Raw genomic sequence first — 19,193 nt, forward strand, 5'->3', positions numbered from 1 at the left:
CCGGGGTTTTAACATACGTGGAGTCCTTTGCTCGGCATTGGGCTGTTTTTTTAATTTTTTGTGTAGTGATGGATCGTCATACTTTTGTAATAACTTTCCTGTAAGTTATTGTCGTCGATACAAAACGGATCAGAATTCAAGGTGACTCCCTATTGTTTTGTCCGTTTTTTTGAACAAGCATAGTTTCGAAAAATTTTTATCTACAATGATACTATTTGTATCAACAAAAACCGATCTTCCTATGAGGAGGGAACTATGCTTATGACCGGTTTAGGGCAGCGGATTTTAGCGGCATGCCGGCACCCCCTGGTCCAATGGCCGATTCGAACCGCCTATTATTTGTTTATTTTGATCGCCTTGCTGTGGATCTACGGGACGGTTGATCAAAGTCCCGCCACCACCTTTGTTTACAATGAATTTTAAGAGGAGACCGAATATGACGATACTGGATCGGATCGAACGGAAGGCGCTCCAAGACCCTCAGCATACGGCATTTATCCGCGGGGAGGAAAGGCTCGCTTACGGACAATTATGGAATCAATCCGACGCTCTTGCCAAGTGGATTGTCGACACGATCGGGGCAGATAACCGTCCCGTCCTCGTGTACGGACATATGGAACCGGAGATGCTCGTCTGTTTTCTGGCCTGCGTCAAAGCCGGCCATGCTTATATCCCGGTGGATAGCTCCGTGCCGGAAGCCCGGTTAGCCTCGATCGTGCGCGGCTCGCAAACACCGCTTGTTTTGGCGCCCGGCCTGCTTCCGCCTATCGAGACGGGCAGCGCTGTTGTCGTCGGCCGTTCGGACCGCCATCCATGGCGTTTGGAAGCGATTTTCGCGGAGTACGCCGGTCTGCATCCCGATCCGGAATGCCGGGTTGAAGGCGGGGAAAGCTTCTACATCATCTATACCTCGGGAAGCACGGGAGAGCCCAAAGGCGTGCAGATTACCCTCGATTGCCTGGAAAGCTTCGTGCGCTGGACTCAAGAGGAGTTCGCTCTGAGAGACGGCGACGTATTTTTGAATCAAGCGCCGTTTTCCTTCGATCTTTCGGTGATGGACCTGTACCCGTGCCTGACGGGCGGCGGAACGCTCTGGGCGCTTGACCGGGAATGGGTTGCGAGCCCTGCGGTGCTGTTCGAGCGGCTGGCCAAGTCGGGCATCGCAGTATGGACCTCGACGCCGTCGTTTGCCGAGTTTTGCCTGATGGACAAATCATTTTCGCAGGAACTGCTCCCCGACCTCCATACGTTCTTGTTTTGCAGAGAAATTTTGAGCCGGCGCTGCGTACAAAAGCTCAAGGAACGGTTCTCGAAAGCCGACGTGTACAATACATACGGACCGACCGAAGCGACGGTCGCGGTAACTTCCCTCCGCACGGATGAGCATATTCTCGCGGAATCCCCCGCTTTGCCAGTCGGGTACTGCAAACCGGACTGCCGCATCCGGATCATGAACGAAGCCGGCCAGCCCCTTCCGGACGGGGAAAAGGGCGAGATCTGGATCGTCGGACCGAGCGTCGGACCCGGCTATTTCCAGCGGCCCGAACTGTCGGAACGCTGCTTTCTTCAGGTCAACGATCCGGAGCTGGGCTTATCCCGGGCTTACCGTACCGGAGACAGCGGATTTTTGCGCGGCGGGCTGCTGTTTTTCGGGGGGCGGCTCGATTTTCAAGTCAAGCTGCACGGATACCGGATTGAACTGGGGGATATCGAGCATCAGCTTCTTCGGCTCCCGGGGATCAAGAACGCGGTTGTGCTGCCCCACTACAGGGAAGACAAATGCGATTATTTGGCGGCGTTTCTTGTGCCCGAGCAGCACCCGGACGACGAATTTGCGCTGGCACAGTCGGTCCGCAAAGAGCTGGCCTCTTCCTTGCCCGACTACATGATTCCGAAAAAAATCGTGTTTAAAACGTCGTTACCTATGAACATCAACGGAAAGGCCGATCGCAAACCGCTGCTGAGCGAGGTATAAGATGACGCCGTATACCGACTTTACGTTTTTTCTGCTGGCCGCTGTCGCGTTGATCCCGACAATGGTTCTGCTTGCCGCCGGCAGACCGGCCCGGTGGTATAACCTTTTCGTCTCGCTGCTGTTTTTGGGCATTATTTTTTACGGGAATGCCGAGGCTCTTCTATTTTTAGGCGGTTACTTGATTTGGCAGTACTTGTTGATTCGCGGCTATTTGGCGGTCAGGAAAAACGGCAAAAGCTTCCCGTTTTTCGCGTTATCGATCGTTTTATCGGTTGCCCCTCTCGTCTGGGTGAAGCTGGTTCCGCTGCTGCAGGTGAAGCATGGAGTCGGGTTTCTCGGCATCTCATATTTGACGTTCAAAGCCGTGCAGATTCTCATCGAGACGCATGACGGGCAGATCAAAGAAGTGAAGCTTCGCGCCTATTTATCTTTTCTTATCTTTTTTCCGACGCTCACTTCGGGACCGATCGACCGGTATCGGCGGTTTCTTAAGGACGAGGAACAGCCTCCCGATAAAGCAGCCTGCAAGGAGCTGTTCTACACGGGCATAAACCGCATTTTCCGCGGCTTTTTGTACAAATTCATTATCGCCTATCTGATCAACGCCTACTGGCTTCATCTCCCGCTGCATCAGACGAAGTCGGCATTCTCCGCGCTATCGTACATGTATGCTTACAGCCTGTATTTGTTTTTTGATTTCGCCGGGTACAGCGCCTTTGCGGTCGGGCTCAGCTACTTGATGGGCATTCGTACGCCGGAAAACTTCAACAAGCCGTTTCTCAGCCGGAATATCAAAGAGTTCTGGAACCGGTGGCATATGAGCTTATCCTTCTGGTTCCGGGATTATGTATATATGCGGATCGTCTTTTTCCTGACCAAGCGCAAGACGATCGCGGATAAATTCGTCATCTCCGCTCTTGGCTACCTCGCCTTGTTTTTGCTGATGGGTATTTGGCACGGACTACAGCTTCATTATATCGTTTACGGCTTATACCACGCGCTGCTCATGATCGGATTCGAATTTTTCGCTCAGAGGAGCGGTTGGTTCGACCGCTGGAAAACCCGGTTTCCTGTTCATCTGCTTTCGGTTATTGTCACATTCCACTTTGTCTGCTTCGGACTGCTAATTTTCTCGGGATGGCTGTTCTAGCCGTCCCCTGCCGACGGCCCAAATTCCAAAGGAGGATTTCCATGAACATGACGGACTTACAAGAAAAAGTAAACTCGATCCTTATCCATATTTGCAAAACGGACGCTCCGGCGCAAAACCCCGAGCTGGATTTGTTCGCAAACGGTCTGCTCGATTCGTTCGGAGTCGTCGAATTGTTGATCGAGGTCGAAAGCCAACTGGGGCTTAGCGTGGCGATCACCGATTTTGACCGGGAAACGTGGAAAACGCCGCGGCAGATCGCGAGCCAGCTTGAGGTCCTGCAATGAATCCGCCGAAGTTCGGGCCGATCTATTTGGCTTTGCTCCTGTTCGCGATCCTTTTTTTGCTGCCGGAGCGGTTCTTTGCCTTTCTGGTGACCGATCAGGCGTTGATCAAGATCTCGTCGTCTCCCGAGCTGGACCGGTTTAAAAACGTGATGCTTCAGGAAAAAGCTTTCCGTCAAGAAGGCGTACTTCCTTTTTACGGCTCCTCCACGCTTGGGTTCATCAATCCGTACCACCCCTCCCAAGTGTTTACGCCCAACCAGTTTACCCCTTATTTGATCAACTACGTTGCGGTGACCAATATATTTCATGCGATGAATGTTGCGGCTTTGGGGGATACGCTGGAGCGTAAGAAGGTGGTGATCCTGCTGGATACCTCGGATTTCGCCAACCGGAATAAGCCCGATCCGAACGTGCTCAATAATCTTTTCTCGAAGCTTCAGGCCTATCGCATGCTATATAACGATTCGATCGATCCGGACGTGAAGAAGAGAGCCTCGACCCGGCTGCTGACGATAGAAAAAGCGAAAAACGACTGGCTGCTGGCTTCTCTGCTGAAGGAAACGGCGGACGAGGAAGAGCTCACCTTGCTTCAATGGTGGAAAAAGCCTTTGGGCTACTTGGAGATGAAGCTGCTGGAGAAGCAAGATTTGGTTAAAGCGGCGAGCCTGATTTGGTACAACAAGGCGCCTATGCCCGGGAATAAGCCCGATCCCGATTGGAAGGCTCTTCGCCTCAAGGCCGAGCAAGAAGCGGAGAAGGAATCGAACAACAATCCGTACGGCATCGTCAACGCCACCTATACCAAAGAGGTGGAGAAAAAGCTGGACACCTGGAAAGGCTCCTGGAATCCGGGAAACAACTTTCCATGGGAAACGGCCGAGTACGGAGATTTGCAAATTCTGCTCGATGAATTAAAAGCCTTCCATGCCGACCCGATTTTTGTGCTGATCCCCCGCAAAGGCGAGTGGAGCGATTACATCGGCTTTACGAAAAAATACCGGAATCTGCTGTATGCCAAAATACGCGGCCGAATGACGGCGGCCGGTTACAAGGTCATCGATTATTCGGATAAGGATTACGACAAATATTTTTTGCGGGATCAGTATCATTTGGGGAAGCCGGGATGGGTTACGGTGGAGGAAGGCATTCTGAACGAATACCGGCACACGGGGCATTAAATCGTCCGGTGGTATGGCCGCGCAAGTTCGGACCATTTTGGGAAAGGGCAATTTCTCCGGTATACGGATGGATTGCCCTCTACTTCTTTTTTCCGTAATCACAGATCATGTTTATTTCATAACGGCGGCACTGCGAGATTCGCTTCGCGAACGTGCTGGCAATACCCCGCTTCGAAGAAACAAGAGCAAGGAGACGATAAAACAAAGAACGGTAAACAGGCTGACCGAAACAAACCCGTCAAGACGAGTGTACAGAACTCCGGCCACGGACGAAGCGAGCGTAGCTCCGAAATACATGGACGAGTTCGCCAAGGAAGAGATCGTGCCGCGTGCCGTAGAAGACAAGCCTTGCAGCAAGCTCATCATGAGCGGGAAAAGCATGCCCATTATAAAATAAATCAAAAAATAAGCCAGCTTTACATATGTAATACTTTCCATCAAGGAGAGGCTTGGAAAGATCAGGACGAGTACTACCATCCCCAAAATGAACGAGTTTCTCCCCATCCTCTGCACCACGCTGCTGCCAAAAAAGCTGCTGAGCGTATTGCCCAGGCCCAGAAACAGCAGCACCGTTCCAATCTCAGCGACGCCGAGTCCGAATTTGTCCGAAAGCCAGGTTCCGATAAAGGAGAACGTGGCAAAGTTCCCGAGCTGAAACACAAAATAAGCGAGGAAAGCTTTTTTCGCCCCGGATTCGCGAAGCAACGCACGATAGCGTCCGACAATGGAAGGAGCTTTCCCTGCGGCCGACGGCGCCGGAATCGACGGCAGCACCAGAGCAATAAGCATCATGATCATAAACGAGGCGACCCCGATCGCGATAAACGGAGTATGCCACCCGAAGGCGGCAAGATAGCTGCCAATGGGCACTCCGAGCATTTGTGCAACTGCAAGTCCGGCGGTCGCGATCCCCATCGCTTTTAATACTTTACCGGGTGGAACAATTTGCGGGATAGCCGCCCATACCTGCGGCGATACAAACGCACCGCTAACCCCCGCCAAAAAGCGGAAAAGAAGCATAGTCCAAAAGTCGGCGGCAACCCCGCAAAGCAGCGTAAACACACCGAAGCTGGCCATCCCCGCGATCATTACTTTTTTCCGGTTCCACCCGTCCGAGAGAGGCCCGGCAACGAGTGCAAACAGCGCATAGCCTAAGGCGTAGGCGGAAACAATCCAGCCGGAACGCTCGACCGAGACGCCGAAGGCTTCCCGAAGCGTCGGCAATAAAGGCGAAGCGATAAACGTATCGGTGCCGATAATAAACATGATGCAGAAAAACAACGTGATGACCCTGTTCAAGTTTCATAGCCCCTTTATTTCGTTATTTCGAAAATATTCGAATAATTGAAATATAACACTCCCTTTGGTATAATTCAACTACGAAAAATTTTTTTATGGAAGGCGATCGATCTTGAGGAAGCTTTTTCACCCGCAAGTTGACGAAATCAATCTATCTACCGTGCTCTATGCGCTAAGTGACGACATCCGGCTCCAAATCATCAAAAGCCTCGCGGACCACGGGGAGCAAGCCTGCAACCAGTTTGACATCCCGCTTCCGAATTCGACTCTCTCCCATCATTACAAGGTGCTCAGAGAATCGGGGGTTACGCATACGCGAATCGAAGGAACCCAGCGGTTTGTCTCCCTGCGCTACGACGATCTGAATGTTCGCTTCCCTGGCCTATTACAGGCCGTTCTTCAGGGTTTGGAGCCCCGAGCATAACCGCTTCCCTGAAACGCAAACAGGCCAGCCTTCACAACGAAGGTGGCCTTTGCTTACGCTGAATCAGCCCATTGCCTAATCCCAGTCCATGTAAAAGGTCGCCGTCAGCTTGCCGCTGGCACACTCGGGACAATCCAGTTCAACCGTCCTCGGATCGTCCGGTACGGGATGCATCGCTTCCCCACATTTCCCGCAGGAATAGGCGGTGACAAAATAATCGCGATCCGACTTCATCTCCAAATAAAGCTCGTTCCGGAGCGAACGGCATGCCGTACACCGGTACAAGGCGTCATAAGCCGCGTATCGCGTACTTGGTTCCTTCTCAAACTCGGCAATCCGCTTCTTAAGCGCTGCGTCCTGCACGAATGAAGCGATGGAATGCAGATACGCGTACGTGAATCCGATCCCTACAAAAACGTTCATATGATAGCCGCAATCTGCGCAATCCAATTTATACGCTTCGCCCATACCAACTCTAATCCCCTTTCCGGAAAACGAAACCACTCTATTATAGCAAAAAAAGAAATACAATATTTTCAAGATAAACCCATTTTTTCATCAACTTAGCATTCAATGGGCTGTAAATACGATATAATAGACAACAAATACCGAGATTCCTCTAAAACGGATGTGTAAGGATGCTGCATCTTTTTGTCGATATGCTGGAACGCGTCGGCTTCCTGATTGCGCTGGCGTTCGTCTTCTCACGGAGCCGGTGGATGCGAAGCTATATGAGCTACCAAGGGGAGCAGGCTCATCAGTGGCGCTTTATCGTCTTCTTCAGCCTGTATGCGATTCTCGGCACGTATTCCGGGGTAACCGTGACTCCGTATTCGTACCAGCCCGCGCCATGGATCGGTGAAGTCTCCCCTACAGCCGCCATCGCCAACTCCCGGTCGATCGGGGTCGTCATCGCCGGACTGCTCGGCGGGGTGAAGAGCGGGCTGATCGTCGGAGTCATTGCCGGCCTGCACCGGTACAGCCTCGGCGGCTTCGTCGCCGTCGCCTGTATGCTGGCGCCTGTCGCTCAAGGTATCCTTGCGGGATTATGCCGCAATGCCGTCAAACGGCGGTTCCGGCACGCGGCTTCGGCCAAGCCGGCGTTTGCCGTCGGCCTGATCGCTGAAGCGGTTCAAATGGGGTTGATTTTGCTGCTGGCGAAGCCTTGGAACGAGGCGCTCGGGCTGGTCGCGCTGATCGGGATTCCGCAGGTGGTTGCGAACGGGATCGGGGTATCCTTGTTTTTTATCGTGTATCATACGATGGAAAGCGAGGAGGACCGGATCGGGACGGAGCACGCGCGCAAAGCGCTGCATATCGCCGATCTCACGATGCCGCTGTGGCGGTTGGATTTTGACCGGGCGGTCCGGGAAGTTGCGAGAACGCTGCATGAGGAGACGAAGGCCGTCGGCGCTTACTTTTACAAAGATGATAAGGAATGGGCTAAAGAAGGCCGCAAGACACCGTATTGGGTCGATCTGCCGATGGAAATGCAAAATAAGAAGCTGATTGGCCGCTTCCGGCTGTTTTACGAGCGGAAGCAGGAGGATTCCCCGTCCCGGCGGCGGATGTTGACAACGCTGGCGAGGCTTATTTCGCAGCAGTATGCGTTCGTGGAGACGGAGCGGCAGGGGCAGCTGTTGGCCGATGCCGAAATCCGCTCGCTGCAGGCGCAGATGAACCCGCACTTTTTATTCAACGTATTGAATACAGTCAAATCGTTCATTCGCACAAAACCGGAGGAAGCGCGGCAGCTCATCACGCACCTGTCCAAATTCCTCCGCAAAAATATGAACGGCAGCAGCAAAACGATGGTCTCGGTCCGCGACGAGCTTGAGCTTGTTACATCCTACCTGAGCTTGACCAAAGCGCGGCTCGGCGATCAGCTGGAGTTTGTGACAGATATTGACGAAGCGGCGCTGGACTGCCGTATTCCTCCGTTTACGATTCAGCCGCTGGTGGAAAATGCGATTGTCCACGGGCTCCAAAACATCGGCAGGCCCGGCATCATTCGCCTCGACGTGAAGCAGGAAGCATGCGACGGACAATACCGTGCCCGGATTACGGTGGAGGACAACGGCACAGGTATGTGCCTGGGCGTGGCGGGGGCGGCGGACGAGCATGCAGGCGTCGCGCTGCGCAATATCGTTCAGAGGCTCAGCTATCATTACGGTACGGAGAAGCCGCTGCAGATCGATAGCGCACCGGGGAAAGGCACGAAAGTTAGCTTTTGGGTGAGGTGACAAGAATGGGTTGGAATGTGGTGATTGCCGACGATGAAGCGCCTTCCCGGGAGGAGCTGGCCTATTTGCTGGGGCAAATCGCCGACGTATCGCAGGTGACGCAAGCAGTCGGCGGAATGGACGCAATCCGCAAGGTAAAGGAGCAGACGCCGGACGTGCTGTTTCTCGATATGGAGATGCCGGATCTCAGCGGATTGCAGGTGGCGCAAATCGTAGGCGAGCTCGACCCGGAGGTTAAAATCGTCTTTTCCACCGCTTACGACCATTATGCGGTCGACGCCTTCAAGCTACGCGCGTTTCATTACGTATTGAAGCCGTATGACGAGGACGATCTCGGTGCGGTCTTTCGGGAATTGCGGCTGGCTGCGGAGAGGAGCCTTCCGACGGATTCGCGTAAGCCCGTAGCGGGAAACGCCTGCGTGAAGCTGGCGCTTGAATTGGACGACGGCATCAAGTACGTATCGCCGAAGCATATCGTTTATATCAGCAAGGAAGGCAAGCGGGTTCAAGTCCATACGATCGACAAAGCTTACGAGGTCTCGTATACCTTGCAAGAGCTGGAGCAGAAGCTGGCGCCGTTCGGCTTTTTCCGCTGTCATAAAAGCTACCTGGTCCGGCTGGAAGCGATCACGGAATTGAAGTCGTGGGTTAACGGGGCTTACGACGTACGGATGGACGATACGGCGCGGAGCCGCGTTCCCGTGAGCCGAAATTATGTGAAGGAGCTGCGTTTGAAGCTGGAAATCTGACATCTTGAACCGGGTTCCGGACATCATGCGATCCAAGCGGTTTCCCTCGGGCAAAAGAGCGATTATACTTGTTTGCAAACGCTGCCAAGATGGAAGCAATTCACAGGTGGAGGGAACCGCATGGCTAAAAGCTTGAAATCCATAGGTTTATGGGGACTCGTATCGGTACTCGGCGCCTTCGGTTTCGCGACGATTGCGCTGAACCGCGGGGAATCGGTCAACGCCGTCTGGCTGATTGTCGCCGCCGTTTCATGTTATGCCGTCGCTTACCGCTTCTACAGTAAATTCCTGGCCCGCAAAGTGCTCGGTTTAGACGACAACCGCAAGACGCCGGCCGAAATCAACAATGACGGCAAAGATTACGTACCGACGAACAAATGGGTCCTGTTCGGGCATCACTTCGCCGCGATCGCCGGCGCAGGGCCGCTCGTCGGTCCGGTGCTTGCGGCGCAAATGGGCTATTTGCCCGGCACGCTCTGGATTGTGATCGGCGTTATTCTCGGTGGAGCCGTGCAGGACTTCGTCATCTTATTCGCCTCGACGAGACGGGGCGGCAAATCGCTCGGAGAAATGATTAAGGACGAAATCGGCCCGGTAGCTGGAGCGATCGCGATGATCGGCATTCTCGCCATCATGGTTATTCTGCTTGCGGTACTGGCGCTCGTTGTCGTCAAAGCGCTAGTCGGCAGCCCTTGGGGGATGTTCACCATCGCAGCCACCATCCCCATCGCCGTCGTGATGGGAATCTACATGCGGTTTATTCGTCCCGGTCGGGTCGCCGAAGCTTCACTGATCGGGCTGGTACTGCTCCTGGGCTCTCTCGTAGGGGGCAAGTACGTGGCGGAAAGCCCGGTGCTCTCCGGTATGTTTACGTTCAGCGGCGAGACGATTGCGCTCATGCTGATCGCTTACGGCTTTATCGCTTCCGCGCTGCCGGTTTGGCTGCTGCTGGCTCCGCGCGATTACTTGAGCACATTTCTGAAAATCGGCACGATTGTGGGACTCGCGCTCGGCATCCTGTTCGTCATGCCGGATCTGGCGATGCCGTCCACGACGAAGTTTATCGACGGCACAGGGCCGGTCTTCGCCGGCAACCTGTTCCCGTTCCTGTTCATTACGATTGCGTGCGGCGCCGTCTCCGGCTTCCATGCGCTGATTTCGTCCGGCACGACGCCGAAAATGCTGGAGCGGGAAACGCACGCCCGGCCGATCGGCTACGGCGCGATGCTGATGGAATCGTTCGTCGCCATCATGGCGCTGATCGCCGCCTGCGTCATTACGCCGGGCGCCTACTTCGCCATTAACTCCCCGGCTGCCGCCATCGGCACCGATGCGGTGAAAGCGGCGGCCACGCTCACGTCATGGGGCTTTACGATCACGCCGGACGACCTGACCAATTTGGCCAAGGACGTCGGCGAATCGACGATTCTTTCGCGGACTGGCGGCGCGCCGACGTTCGCGATCGGCATGGCGCATATTTTGTCCGGGGTCATTGGCGGCAAAGCGCTGATGGCGTTCTGGTATCATTTTGCCATCTTGTTCGAGGCCTTGTTTATTTTGACGACGATCGATGCGGGAACCCGCGTTGGCCGGTTTATGATTCAAGAAATTCTCGGCAGCGTCGTCAAACCGCTCGGCAATACCGAATCGACGCTGGGCAACGTTATCGCCACGGCGCTTTGCGTAGCCGGGTGGGGCTATTTCTTGTACCAAGGCGTCATCGATCCGCTAGGCGGGATCAACTCGCTTTGGGCGCTGTTCGGGATCGCCAACCAGATGCTGGCGGGCATGGCGCTTATTCTCGGCTCGACCATCCTGCTGAAAATGGGCAAGAAAGCGTACGCCTGGGTGACACTGGTGCCGACAGTCTGGCTGCTGACCATTACGATGACGGCCGGCTGGCAGAAGCTGTTTCACTCCGACGCCAAAATCGGATTTCTGACCCACGCGCAGCAGTATCAGGACGCGTTGAACGCCGGGAAGTTGGTCGCTCCGGCCAAAACCGCCACGCAAATGCAGCAGATCATCACGAACGATTACGTGGATGCCATCTTATGTGGCGTGTTTATGATCATCGTGGTTGCCATACTCCTCGTATCGCTGCGTACTTGGTACCGCGTGCTGAAGGGCCTGCCCGTCGGGCTGAGCGAAGCGCCTTACGTGGCGCGCGGCGCAGACGGCGTCCGGGAGGTGCCGAAGTATGTTTGAGGCGGTCAAGGATGTGCTCAAATACCGCAGACAATTCCTCGACTTGCTCGTCGGGGTGCCGAACTATGAGCGGTACGTCGAGCATCGAAAGGAATGCCATCCGGGCGAGCCGATCCAGACGCGGGAGGAATTTTTCCGCGAGGCGCAGGAAGCCCGCTACAACGCCAAAGGCGGCAAAGTTTCGCGCTGCTGCTGAGAGTTAAAAGGCCGGTCCTTAGCGGATCGGCCTTTTTTATCATTTGCTTCCGTCTTCAGGATTCTCGGGCACCGGTACGACAAGCTCCAGCTCAGGGATATACTGTTTCCCCTGCTTGCCCCAATCCAAATACGGCTTGACCGTTACTGATTTCGGCCTGGTCGGGAAAGCGTCGTAGCTTTTAGCGGCTTCGCCTTCAAGAGGGTACACATGCCCGCCGTGAGATTCCAGTACATTCCTCTCGTGATCAGCGAGATCAACCCCCATTTCTTCCTGAAGGTGCTTGTCCGCGATGTTAATAACGAGATGGGTTGTGATAGGCGAGATGTCAATTTTGGCGGCTATTTTCCAACTCTCACCCTGATTGATTTTCGTCTCTTCGGATGGCTGCGGCGACGGCAATGACTAACCCTTTCCGAAGCGGCTTCCGCTTTTTTATTGTTTCACTGGGAAGCTTGTCCATTTGCTTCTCCGTTTCACGGATCATCCTATACGTTTCGTCCAAACGGGAACGCATCGTTGCCGTGATGTGGTCGGGGAGCTTATTCCTGCATTCGATCAAGCTTTTGTCCAGCTTATTGTGTGCCACAGCTCATCTTCCTTTCCGTACCGTTTCCTAACCAAGATAATAACTGTTTTCTTGCCCTGTGCAGGCGGGTCTTCACCGCTCCCGTCAATATCCCAAGCACATCGGCTATTGTTCGTCGCCCGCCATCAACAGCATCCGCTTCTTCAGCAGTTTATTGCACTCGTTAATCAAAATCCGGTAGATCCACGTCTTGAAAAAAGCAGGATCTTTTAACGTATGCAGCGACTTATAAGCTTTCAATATCGCCTCTTGTACGACATCGGCACAATCCGCCTCCTGCTTAACGATCGCCAAGGCCATTCGATACAAGGGCAGCTCCAATTCCTTTATCAGATCGATGAATGCTTCGCTATCCCCTGCTTGCGCTTTGCGGATGTAGTCTTCTTTCAAATCCACCAATACAGCCACCCTTCCATAAAAAAACGATCCCTTTTGCAATCTTCTTCTCTTCATTCAATTATTAGATCTTTCAAATACGGAAAAGGTTACAAAAAAAATAGACCGTCCCAGATAAAGGTAACGGTCTATTTCTCGTTCTTTAACTATGCCGATTTATAATAATAGCATCAAATCATCCCAAAAACTTGATTAAATTCATGTTTCCTGTTGGCCTAATAATTACCCATCCTTTAGGAATGGGCGAGCCTAACATCACCCAAATTTCACGGCCATAAGTGGCGCTCTTGACATTCGTAATTTCGATCATGTTTCCTCCCACTTTGGTAATAACCCATCCTTCAGGAATAGGAGATCCGACCATAACCCATTGGGTTGGGAACGCATTCGAAAATGGCGGTTCCAGCTGAACACTAGAGGATGGAGCCGCTTGAGACGCACTTGCAGCTTGACCATCCATAGATAAAGCCGATATAGCCATCAACGAACATAATGCTAAGATTGCCGTGCTTTTTTTAACCATGAAATACACTCCCTTTCATTTCATTGCTAAATGTTGTTTAAAAAACCGCTACTGCACGATTTACTGCTAGTCCCCCTCCTTTTATCCTCCAAATATTTCGTAGGGTATATCCGTATGATATACAATGAACAAAATACTTTAAACCTTATTTAGTAAATTTTTAAAAAATATTCATAAATTAATTTATATTCCCATTAACAAAACCTACATATCCTTAGTCCGGAACTAGTCGCAGCTTTAGAAAATGGCTTGCTCCTTCTTGGTACATACGAAAAAATACATAGTGATTTTCGCTTCATAACAAATGAAAATCCCCACCAGCTAAGCTAGTGGGGGATTGCTCAATTGTCCGGCCCTAAGCGGATGCATCATGCAACTGCTATATTCTTAGTTCGAGAAATAAAATTGGATATTGAGCTTGACATCGGTTGTGCCAGAATAGTACATGACATTTGTAACATCGAGACGATAAAACGTTGATGAGTCACTCCCTAAAATTTCACTGCGTACCCCATTTCCCGAAGCAGTATATTCCTTTATCAGTTCCCAATTCCCATTTTTGTAAATGTAATGCTTATAATTTAAAAATGGAATACCACCGAGTACACCCTGTTGATTTGCTTCAAATGTGAGCGTTCTATTGCTAGTAGGCGATAACCAGTAAAATGATTGAGTTTCCCACGGTTTAAGAGTATAACTCCCGCTAGGATCACTGGCGAGTGAAATGATATTGCTTGTCTCAGGTGTTTTATCAGCGAAACTTGCCGGAACATTTACATCCGCAGCACTAACAGGTACTGCAAAAGCCAAGCATGCAAGTGCCGAAACCATACAAACCTTTTTCAAAATTTTCACTTTAATCACTCCTATATATTAATAATTTGAATTACAGTAAAATAATAACATTAAATTACTCGTAATGTAAGTACTGTAATATAAATATTAATATTTTTTTAGAAAATAAACTTTTCATTTCGTAAAGATGGTAAAGGAGACTCGCTTTCCTCAAGTGCAGTTCTATATATCTACAAAGTTATAAAGTGCGTTTTTGATAGGGCATCTCTGTATCTAAGATTGTAGACACAACAAAAAACGATTCCGAAGATGAGATCGATATGCCTGAATGGTACATGAATGAATTAAAAGCTTACTGCCAGATATGGGATGAAGAAAAAGAACATCGAGGTACTTTATGGCGCGACGGTGAAAATGAATATATTTTTCTCAGGGGATTTGGCGAACCTCTTTACCCAGGGACACCCTCGAACCGTTGGAACAAATTTCTCAAGAAAAGCGGTCTGAGACAAATACGATTGCATGATCTACGGCATACCTCATACCTTGGGTTCACTTCTCTTTGAGGCAGGAGAAGATATAAAGTCCATTCAAGAGCGTTTACGCCATTCTAACTCCAGGATTACCGCTAATATTTATGTCCATGTAACTACAAAGAAAAAGAAACAAATTGCCCACTAATTCGATCGTTTTGCCCGGCGTCCCCAATAACGATTTCCGCTAAGTTCACGCTCCTAAAAATCCTTATATATCACGGTATTTCCGCCCATAAACAAAAAAAAGAGACCCGCCAACGGGGCGAGTCTTCAAAGGTTTATATATTAAAAAGGGGGTCTTGCTTATTATATTACACCCCTAACATGTTAAATACGTAACAGGAATATTTCATTTGTGTAACAAAATTGTAATCGCTACCATTTCGCAAAAATCCTGCTCGCTTTTCCTTAAATGGACGTCCCCCTTTCATGCCAAATGCAAAAAGCTCCCTTACGTCATCCTAAGCGGACCGAATCGTAAGGGAGCCTCCACATTCATCCTAGCTTCTTTCGTACCAATAGCCCGCGATGCCATTTTCCATACGAAGCAGCGCTTCGAGGTAGTAATAATCGCCCCAAATCATATAATCGTCCGGCGCCGACCCACCGCGCACGCTGTACGAGCCGTGCTCCAGCAGCCCTTCCGCATCCGGCTGTCCGATCGTAGAGTAATTCTCGACCAGCGATTTCATCGAACGGTGCAGCCCGTCCTCCAGGAAGGCCCGGTCGGCATCCTCGGCGTTCAAATGAGACAGAAGCTCAACAAGCCCGGCCGAGGCGATCGCAGACGCAGAGCTGTCGCGTTTCGTTTCCGGGGTGACCGGCGCATCGAAGTCCCAGTACACCACATCGTCTTGCGGCAGCCGCTCCAGGAAATAACGCGCCATGCGGCGGGACGTTTCCAGATACAACGGATTTTTCGTATACCGGTAAGACAAGGCGAACCCGTAGATGCCCCAAGCCTGTCCCCGGGTCCATGTAGAGGCATCGCGGTAGCCTTGATGCGTCCCCCCGCGAAGCGACTCGCCCGTCTCTTGGTCGAAGTAAAACGTATGATAAGACGAATCGTCCCCGCGGACCAGGAAACGCCGCGATTTGTCAGCGTGTGTAACTGCTACGTCCAAATACTCCTTGTTCCCCGTCTGCTCGTAAGCCCAGTATAGCAAGGGCAGGTTCATCATGCAGTCGATGATGATGCGTCCGCCATTCTCCGGATCGCCTTCCGGCCCCCACGCTTGGATGTAACGGCCTTTCGGACGCCAACGCCGCATCATCACATCGGCCGCTTCCAGTGCCAGTTGCTTGGCAGCCGGGTCCCGCTCGATAATCCACTGTGCTTTGGCGGAAAGCGAGTACAAGAACCCGATATCGTGATGGTCCAGCACCCGATGGGCTTCGAGCCGTTTCTTGAAGCTCTCGACCGTCTGAACGGCCGCTTCGCGGAACGCCTCGTCCTTGGTAAGCTCATAGCAAAGCCATAGCATCCCGGACCAGAAGCCTTCCGTCCAATCGCAATTATCGTTTAAAATATATTTTCCGTTCTCGCTGACATGAGGAAACAGGCCGCCGAATTTGCCAATGTTGGCTTTTGTTTTTTGAACCGCATCTTCAATCGCCTTTTGCCATAAACTCATGAGGATCAAGCTCCTTTTTTCTGGTTGTCGTCTATGTAGGGCCCGGAGGCCGATGAAGCCCGTCGTCAGACCGACTGGCTAGACATGCGCGGGACAAGCTGCATCGGAACGCGGATCTCGTGTGCATCGGTAATCTCGACTTGATCGGAATTTCCATCGATCCGCACCATCGTCTCGATCTCCCCGAGCTGCTCTAGCATCAAGCGGATGGCCAGTCGGGCTTGCTTGTCGTAAGGAATGTTCATCGTCGTCATCGACGGATAGCAGACCGATGTGAACGGATCGTTATTGACCCCGACAATCTGCACATCTTGCGGAACTTTGTAGCCATGGCGCAGTACGGCAAACATGAACGCCAACGCCACATTATCGTCGAATCCCATCACCCCGATCGGCCGGACTCCGTCCGAAAATGCAAGCACCTGTTCCACCACTTCATCCATCGTGAGCCCGTCATCCATCTCCACGATCGCGGATGGGATCGCTTCCGGAAGCCGATCCAATCCGTTACGGAAGCCGATCCGGCGCTGTCGGTCCGTTCCAAGCGATTTAGCTTTCGCTAAGTAAACCATCTTCCGGCTGCCCTGCTCGTACAAATGCCGCACGATTGTATCGCAGCCTTCCAGAAAATCGAGATTGACCGCCCCGGCCGCAATGTCGCTCGGCCATCCCCAAGCGTTAAACAGGACCAACGGGGTACCATCTGATACGATCTGTCTGGTAGCCTCCTGAGACATCGCCAACCCGTGGCAAAACAACCCGTCTACCCTGCGCTGCAGCAGCACGTCCAAGTGACGCTTCTCGATCTCCGGATCGAAACCCGCCGCCGAAAATACCGACAGATGATACCCGTACTGATGAGCGGTACGCTGCATCTCTTCGGCAAAACGCCCGTAATACCCGCCGAAGCTTGGTACGAGCATCCCCAGCTCGTAAGACTTTTTGCTGCTGAGGCTGGCAGCCATTACATTGCGGCGGTAACCGAGAAGCTCCGCCGCCGCTTCCACCTTCCGGATCGTCTCGGCCGACATCGGCACATTCCGTCTATTTAGCACGTTCGACACCGTAGCAATCGATACGCCGGCAGCCTCTGCCAGATCTACGATCGTGATTTGGCGTTTTTTGCTCATAACCGGTACTCCAATTCTTCAGCATAATTTAAACGTTTAAATTAATGTCTATTTTACCTTCTCTCCTACCCATTCGTCAACGAAATTTTATAGATTGGGTTGGCTTATTTTGTCAATAGAGGATTTAAATTTTAAACCAATGTAAAAAAATCACTAAATCTATGTTATCCTTTTCAGTAAACAATTCCATGTAAAACCATTATTTAGGATCTATTTTTTTGTTAAAAAGTACACAAAAGGAGAGCCTCCATGAAATCGCCCATGTCGGTTATTCAAACTTTGCCAACGGGAGAAAGCAGACTCGCCGTTATCGATCTCCACAGCGATGTTCTTTATACCGAAAAGGATAAGTCCGGAAGGCTTATTTTCCATACCTTGCACGGAGAATACCGGGCTATCGCGGATTTGGACGATCTGGAAAATCATATTGAAGACTTCTGGCAGCTCGATGGCTCCAATGTCGTGAACATGTCGAAGGTCAAAGGGGTCGGACATCATTTAAAGGCCTACTTTGACGATTTCCCGACAGAGCGAAGCAAGTTCGCTTCCATCAGCTGGATGTTCATGCATCTGCTGCAAGACATCGTTCATCAGCGCATCCACCATAACCGATGCCAATCGATCTCCGGAGCACTGCCGAAAAAAGACTAGCCCTTCAAGGTTGGTCTTTTTTCTTTTCCAAATGCTTTAACACTTTTTTCATATTGGGCTCGGAAACGGGAGCGTATTTCGTGTGGTCCGTCGTTTCCTCCTCGAAATAAACCGCCTTACGAACAGCATGGTAACCTGCGATCCGGTCCATTCTTACGCTATAAGATCGATCCACCTTATCGAACGACAAATCTTGATACGCTTTGCTCAACTGGTCGAGCGTCGTCGGAACGATATATCGTTCAGTGCGGGTATGTACGCTGATGACATTATTATGAGTGGTGAAAAAAACGATCTCATCGTCGTCAAGTTCGTAACCCGAACCGTCCTCCCGAAGCACTCGCATTGTAGATCCAACTCCAAACTCATACTTATTTGTCGACCAGTTCTTTCGGGGCTTTGGGACTGAACAAAGCAGGTTTCAAAGTAACGGCGAAAAACATAGCGCAAGCATATAAAATATTTGAAATCCTCCTGGCTATCAGTTTCTTCATACTTATTTATCTCCTTTTAAAGGAATAAGGGTCAAACACTGAATCAAAAAAGAGACGGAAATAATCGAGGACCAGAAGATTAAATTCGAGCTCACGATGCATAATGAAATGATCTTAAATAAACGTTTCAATTCAGGTTTGAAACCGGCCTCGCTGTGCACTTGAGGTGCAAACAATAACAATAAACAAACACAAAGTAAAGTAAATATCAACATCTCCGCCTTATTCAGTACGGGGAGCCGGGGAATCGTTGAACACAATACAATAGTTATCGCCATACAACCGAAACTGGACCTGATGTGTACCCCGCCTGAAAAAAATCTTAACAAAATAAAACTAAACAAGGCCAGAGCGGTTTCGCCGTATTTCCCCATGCTATGTCCGATACCTAACGAAATGATAATAATCAATGAAATATTAATTAAAATACTTAAAGCATATTCCATGACTTCAATGCTTGCGGTTTCCTCCGGGTTGGCATTTTTTAGCCAAGTTGCGATGGCTCGTGACGGCCTCCTAATCATTAGAGCGGTCCTTTTTATATGCAAAATATAATATGAAGTACATGATAAAAACTAAGGCAAAAGGCAAATAAAAAAGCTGAATAATCTGATTCGTTAAATATAGGAGAGACAACACGGAAACAGACAATAAATTTAAGCCGAGAAACGCAATATTAATTTTATTCATCTTAACAACTTCATACTGAGAGTGGGGAACAAAGTCGAATCCTTTG

The 19,193-nt window shown here is 51.0% G+C and carries 23 protein-coding genes; 12 read left to right on the top strand and 11 right to left on the bottom strand.

The window, feature by feature from the left end:
• Nucleotides 1-261: 261 nt before the first annotated feature.
• From PEL01S_RS01925 to dltD, 5 genes are read left to right on the top strand one after another with little or no spacing between them, the layout of a single operon-like run.
• The gene (locus PEL01S_RS01925) at nt 262-423 is read left to right on the top strand and encodes a teichoic acid D-Ala incorporation-associated protein DltX (RefSeq protein WP_127459060.1); all 162 of its coding nucleotides are present in this window, start codon (nt 262-264) and stop codon (nt 421-423) included.
• A gap of 13 nt (nt 424-436) precedes the next feature.
• Nucleotides 437-1,975, top strand: a complete 1,539-nt coding sequence (gene dltA, locus PEL01S_RS01930) for a D-alanine--poly(phosphoribitol) ligase subunit DltA (protein ID WP_127459061.1) — start codon at nt 437-439, stop codon at nt 1,973-1,975.
• Nucleotide 1,976: 1 nt separating this feature from the next.
• Nucleotides 1,977-3,125, top strand: coding sequence for a D-alanyl-lipoteichoic acid biosynthesis protein DltB (dltB, locus tag PEL01S_RS01935; protein ID WP_127459062.1), 1,149 nt, complete (start codon nt 1,977-1,979; stop codon nt 3,123-3,125).
• Between the two features lie 47 nt (nt 3,126-3,172).
• Nucleotides 3,173-3,412 carry a D-alanine--poly(phosphoribitol) ligase subunit DltC gene (gene dltC / locus PEL01S_RS01940; protein WP_239551541.1) on the top strand — a complete coding sequence of 80 codons (240 nt, stop codon included), beginning with the start codon at nt 3,173-3,175 and terminating at the stop codon, nt 3,410-3,412.
• Complete coding sequence (dltD, locus tag PEL01S_RS01945; RefSeq protein WP_127459064.1) at nt 3,409-4,590, top strand: D-alanyl-lipoteichoic acid biosynthesis protein DltD; 1,182 nt, start codon at nt 3,409-3,411, stop codon at nt 4,588-4,590. The genes dltC and dltD overlap by 4 nt, the downstream gene beginning before the upstream one ends.
• 111 nt (nt 4,591-4,701) lie before the next feature.
• On the opposite strand, the gene PEL01S_RS01950 is transcribed toward dltD, so the two are convergent.
• Complete coding sequence (locus tag PEL01S_RS01950; protein WP_127459065.1) at nt 4,702-5,889, bottom strand: MFS transporter; 1,188 nt, start codon at nt 5,887-5,889, stop codon at nt 4,702-4,704.
• Between the two features lie 112 nt (nt 5,890-6,001).
• Here PEL01S_RS01950 and PEL01S_RS01955 point away from each other — a divergent pair, with 112 nt between their 5' ends.
• Complete coding sequence (locus PEL01S_RS01955) at nt 6,002-6,313, top strand: ArsR/SmtB family transcription factor (RefSeq protein ID WP_010493600.1); 312 nt, start codon at nt 6,002-6,004, stop codon at nt 6,311-6,313.
• A 75-nt stretch (nt 6,314-6,388) separates the two neighbouring features.
• Here PEL01S_RS01955 and PEL01S_RS01960 read toward each other — a convergent pair whose 3' ends face one another.
• A complete protein-coding gene (locus PEL01S_RS01960; protein WP_127459066.1) occupies nt 6,389-6,781 on the bottom strand; it encodes an FmdB family zinc ribbon protein in 393 nt (130 codons plus the stop codon).
• 170 nt (nt 6,782-6,951) lie between these two features.
• Here PEL01S_RS01960 and PEL01S_RS01965 point away from each other — a divergent pair, with 170 nt between their 5' ends.
• From PEL01S_RS01965 to PEL01S_RS01980, 4 genes are all read left to right on the top strand, one after another.
• Nucleotides 6,952-8,556: a LytS/YhcK type 5TM receptor domain-containing protein gene (locus PEL01S_RS01965; RefSeq protein WP_127459067.1), complete on the top strand. Its 1,605-nt coding sequence runs from the start codon at nt 6,952-6,954 to the stop codon at nt 8,554-8,556.
• Nucleotides 8,557-8,561: 5 nt separating this feature from the next.
• A complete protein-coding gene (locus PEL01S_RS01970) occupies nt 8,562-9,305 on the top strand; it encodes a LytR/AlgR family response regulator transcription factor (RefSeq protein ID WP_127459068.1) in 744 nt (247 codons plus the stop codon).
• A 120-nt stretch (nt 9,306-9,425) separates the two neighbouring features.
• Nucleotides 9,426-11,513: a carbon starvation CstA family protein gene (locus PEL01S_RS01975; protein WP_127459069.1), complete on the top strand. Its 2,088-nt coding sequence runs from the start codon at nt 9,426-9,428 to the stop codon at nt 11,511-11,513.
• The gene (locus PEL01S_RS01980; protein ID WP_010493609.1) at nt 11,506-11,709 is read left to right on the top strand and encodes a YbdD/YjiX family protein; all 204 of its coding nucleotides are present in this window, start codon (nt 11,506-11,508) and stop codon (nt 11,707-11,709) included. Before PEL01S_RS01975 ends, PEL01S_RS01980 begins: the two co-directional genes overlap by 8 nt.
• Before the next feature lie 39 nt (nt 11,710-11,748).
• On the opposite strand, the gene PEL01S_RS01985 is transcribed toward PEL01S_RS01980, so the two are convergent.
• The 5 genes from PEL01S_RS01985 to PEL01S_RS02005 all read right to left on the bottom strand — a co-directional run bounded on the left by PEL01S_RS01985 (nt 11,749) and on the right by PEL01S_RS02005 (nt 14,072).
• On the bottom strand, nt 11,749-11,976 hold the full coding sequence (locus tag PEL01S_RS01985; protein ID WP_127459070.1) for a hypothetical protein: 228 nt from the start codon (nt 11,974-11,976) through the stop codon (nt 11,749-11,751).
• Between the two features lie 88 nt (nt 11,977-12,064).
• A complete protein-coding gene (locus tag PEL01S_RS01990; protein ID WP_127459071.1) occupies nt 12,065-12,298 on the bottom strand; it encodes a hypothetical protein in 234 nt (77 codons plus the stop codon).
• A gap of 105 nt (nt 12,299-12,403) precedes the next feature.
• Nucleotides 12,404-12,694 carry a sigma factor gene (locus PEL01S_RS01995; protein WP_255320057.1) on the bottom strand — a complete coding sequence of 97 codons (291 nt, stop codon included), beginning with the start codon at nt 12,692-12,694 and terminating at the stop codon, nt 12,404-12,406.
• Between the two features lie 175 nt (nt 12,695-12,869).
• The gene (locus PEL01S_RS02000; RefSeq protein ID WP_063186707.1) at nt 12,870-13,217 is read right to left on the bottom strand and encodes a hypothetical protein; all 348 of its coding nucleotides are present in this window, start codon (nt 13,215-13,217) and stop codon (nt 12,870-12,872) included.
• Between the two features lie 387 nt (nt 13,218-13,604).
• On the bottom strand, nt 13,605-14,072 hold the full coding sequence (locus PEL01S_RS02005) for a hypothetical protein (protein ID WP_127459072.1): 468 nt from the start codon (nt 14,070-14,072) through the stop codon (nt 13,605-13,607).
• 462 nt (nt 14,073-14,534) lie between these two features.
• Between PEL01S_RS02005 and PEL01S_RS35540 the strand changes: the two genes are divergently transcribed.
• Nucleotides 14,535-14,693, top strand: a complete 159-nt coding sequence (locus tag PEL01S_RS35540) for a tyrosine-type recombinase/integrase (RefSeq protein WP_127459074.1) — start codon at nt 14,535-14,537, stop codon at nt 14,691-14,693.
• Nucleotides 14,694-15,048: 355 nt separating this feature from the next.
• Here PEL01S_RS35540 and PEL01S_RS02020 read toward each other — a convergent pair whose 3' ends face one another.
• Together PEL01S_RS02020 and PEL01S_RS02025 are read right to left on the bottom strand one after the other, a co-directional pair.
• Nucleotides 15,049-16,182: a glycoside hydrolase family 88 protein gene (locus PEL01S_RS02020; RefSeq protein WP_127459075.1), complete on the bottom strand. Its 1,134-nt coding sequence runs from the start codon at nt 16,180-16,182 to the stop codon at nt 15,049-15,051.
• Nucleotides 16,183-16,247: 65 nt separating this feature from the next.
• The gene (locus tag PEL01S_RS02025) at nt 16,248-17,312 is read right to left on the bottom strand and encodes a LacI family DNA-binding transcriptional regulator (protein WP_127459076.1); all 1,065 of its coding nucleotides are present in this window, start codon (nt 17,310-17,312) and stop codon (nt 16,248-16,250) included.
• A 249-nt stretch (nt 17,313-17,561) separates the two neighbouring features.
• Here PEL01S_RS02025 and PEL01S_RS02030 point away from each other — a divergent pair, with 249 nt between their 5' ends.
• Complete coding sequence (locus PEL01S_RS02030) at nt 17,562-17,963, top strand: LytTR family transcriptional regulator DNA-binding domain-containing protein (RefSeq protein WP_063178203.1); 402 nt, start codon at nt 17,562-17,564, stop codon at nt 17,961-17,963.
• A gap of 4 nt (nt 17,964-17,967) precedes the next feature.
• Here PEL01S_RS02030 and PEL01S_RS02035 read toward each other — a convergent pair whose 3' ends face one another.
• Together PEL01S_RS02035 and PEL01S_RS35630 are read right to left on the bottom strand one after the other, a co-directional pair.
• On the bottom strand, nt 17,968-18,309 hold the full coding sequence (locus PEL01S_RS02035; RefSeq protein ID WP_063178201.1) for a LytTR family DNA-binding domain-containing protein: 342 nt from the start codon (nt 18,307-18,309) through the stop codon (nt 17,968-17,970).
• 150 nt (nt 18,310-18,459) lie between these two features.
• Nucleotides 18,460-18,981 carry an accessory gene regulator B family protein gene (locus tag PEL01S_RS35630; RefSeq protein WP_127459077.1) on the bottom strand — a complete coding sequence of 174 codons (522 nt, stop codon included), beginning with the start codon at nt 18,979-18,981 and terminating at the stop codon, nt 18,460-18,462.
• Nucleotides 18,982-19,193 lie beyond the last annotated feature (212 nt).

This window comes from Paenibacillus elgii NBRC 100335 (assembly GCF_004000865.1).
GTDB lineage: Bacteria > Bacillota > Bacilli > Paenibacillales > NBRC-103111 > Paenibacillus_G > Paenibacillus_G elgii.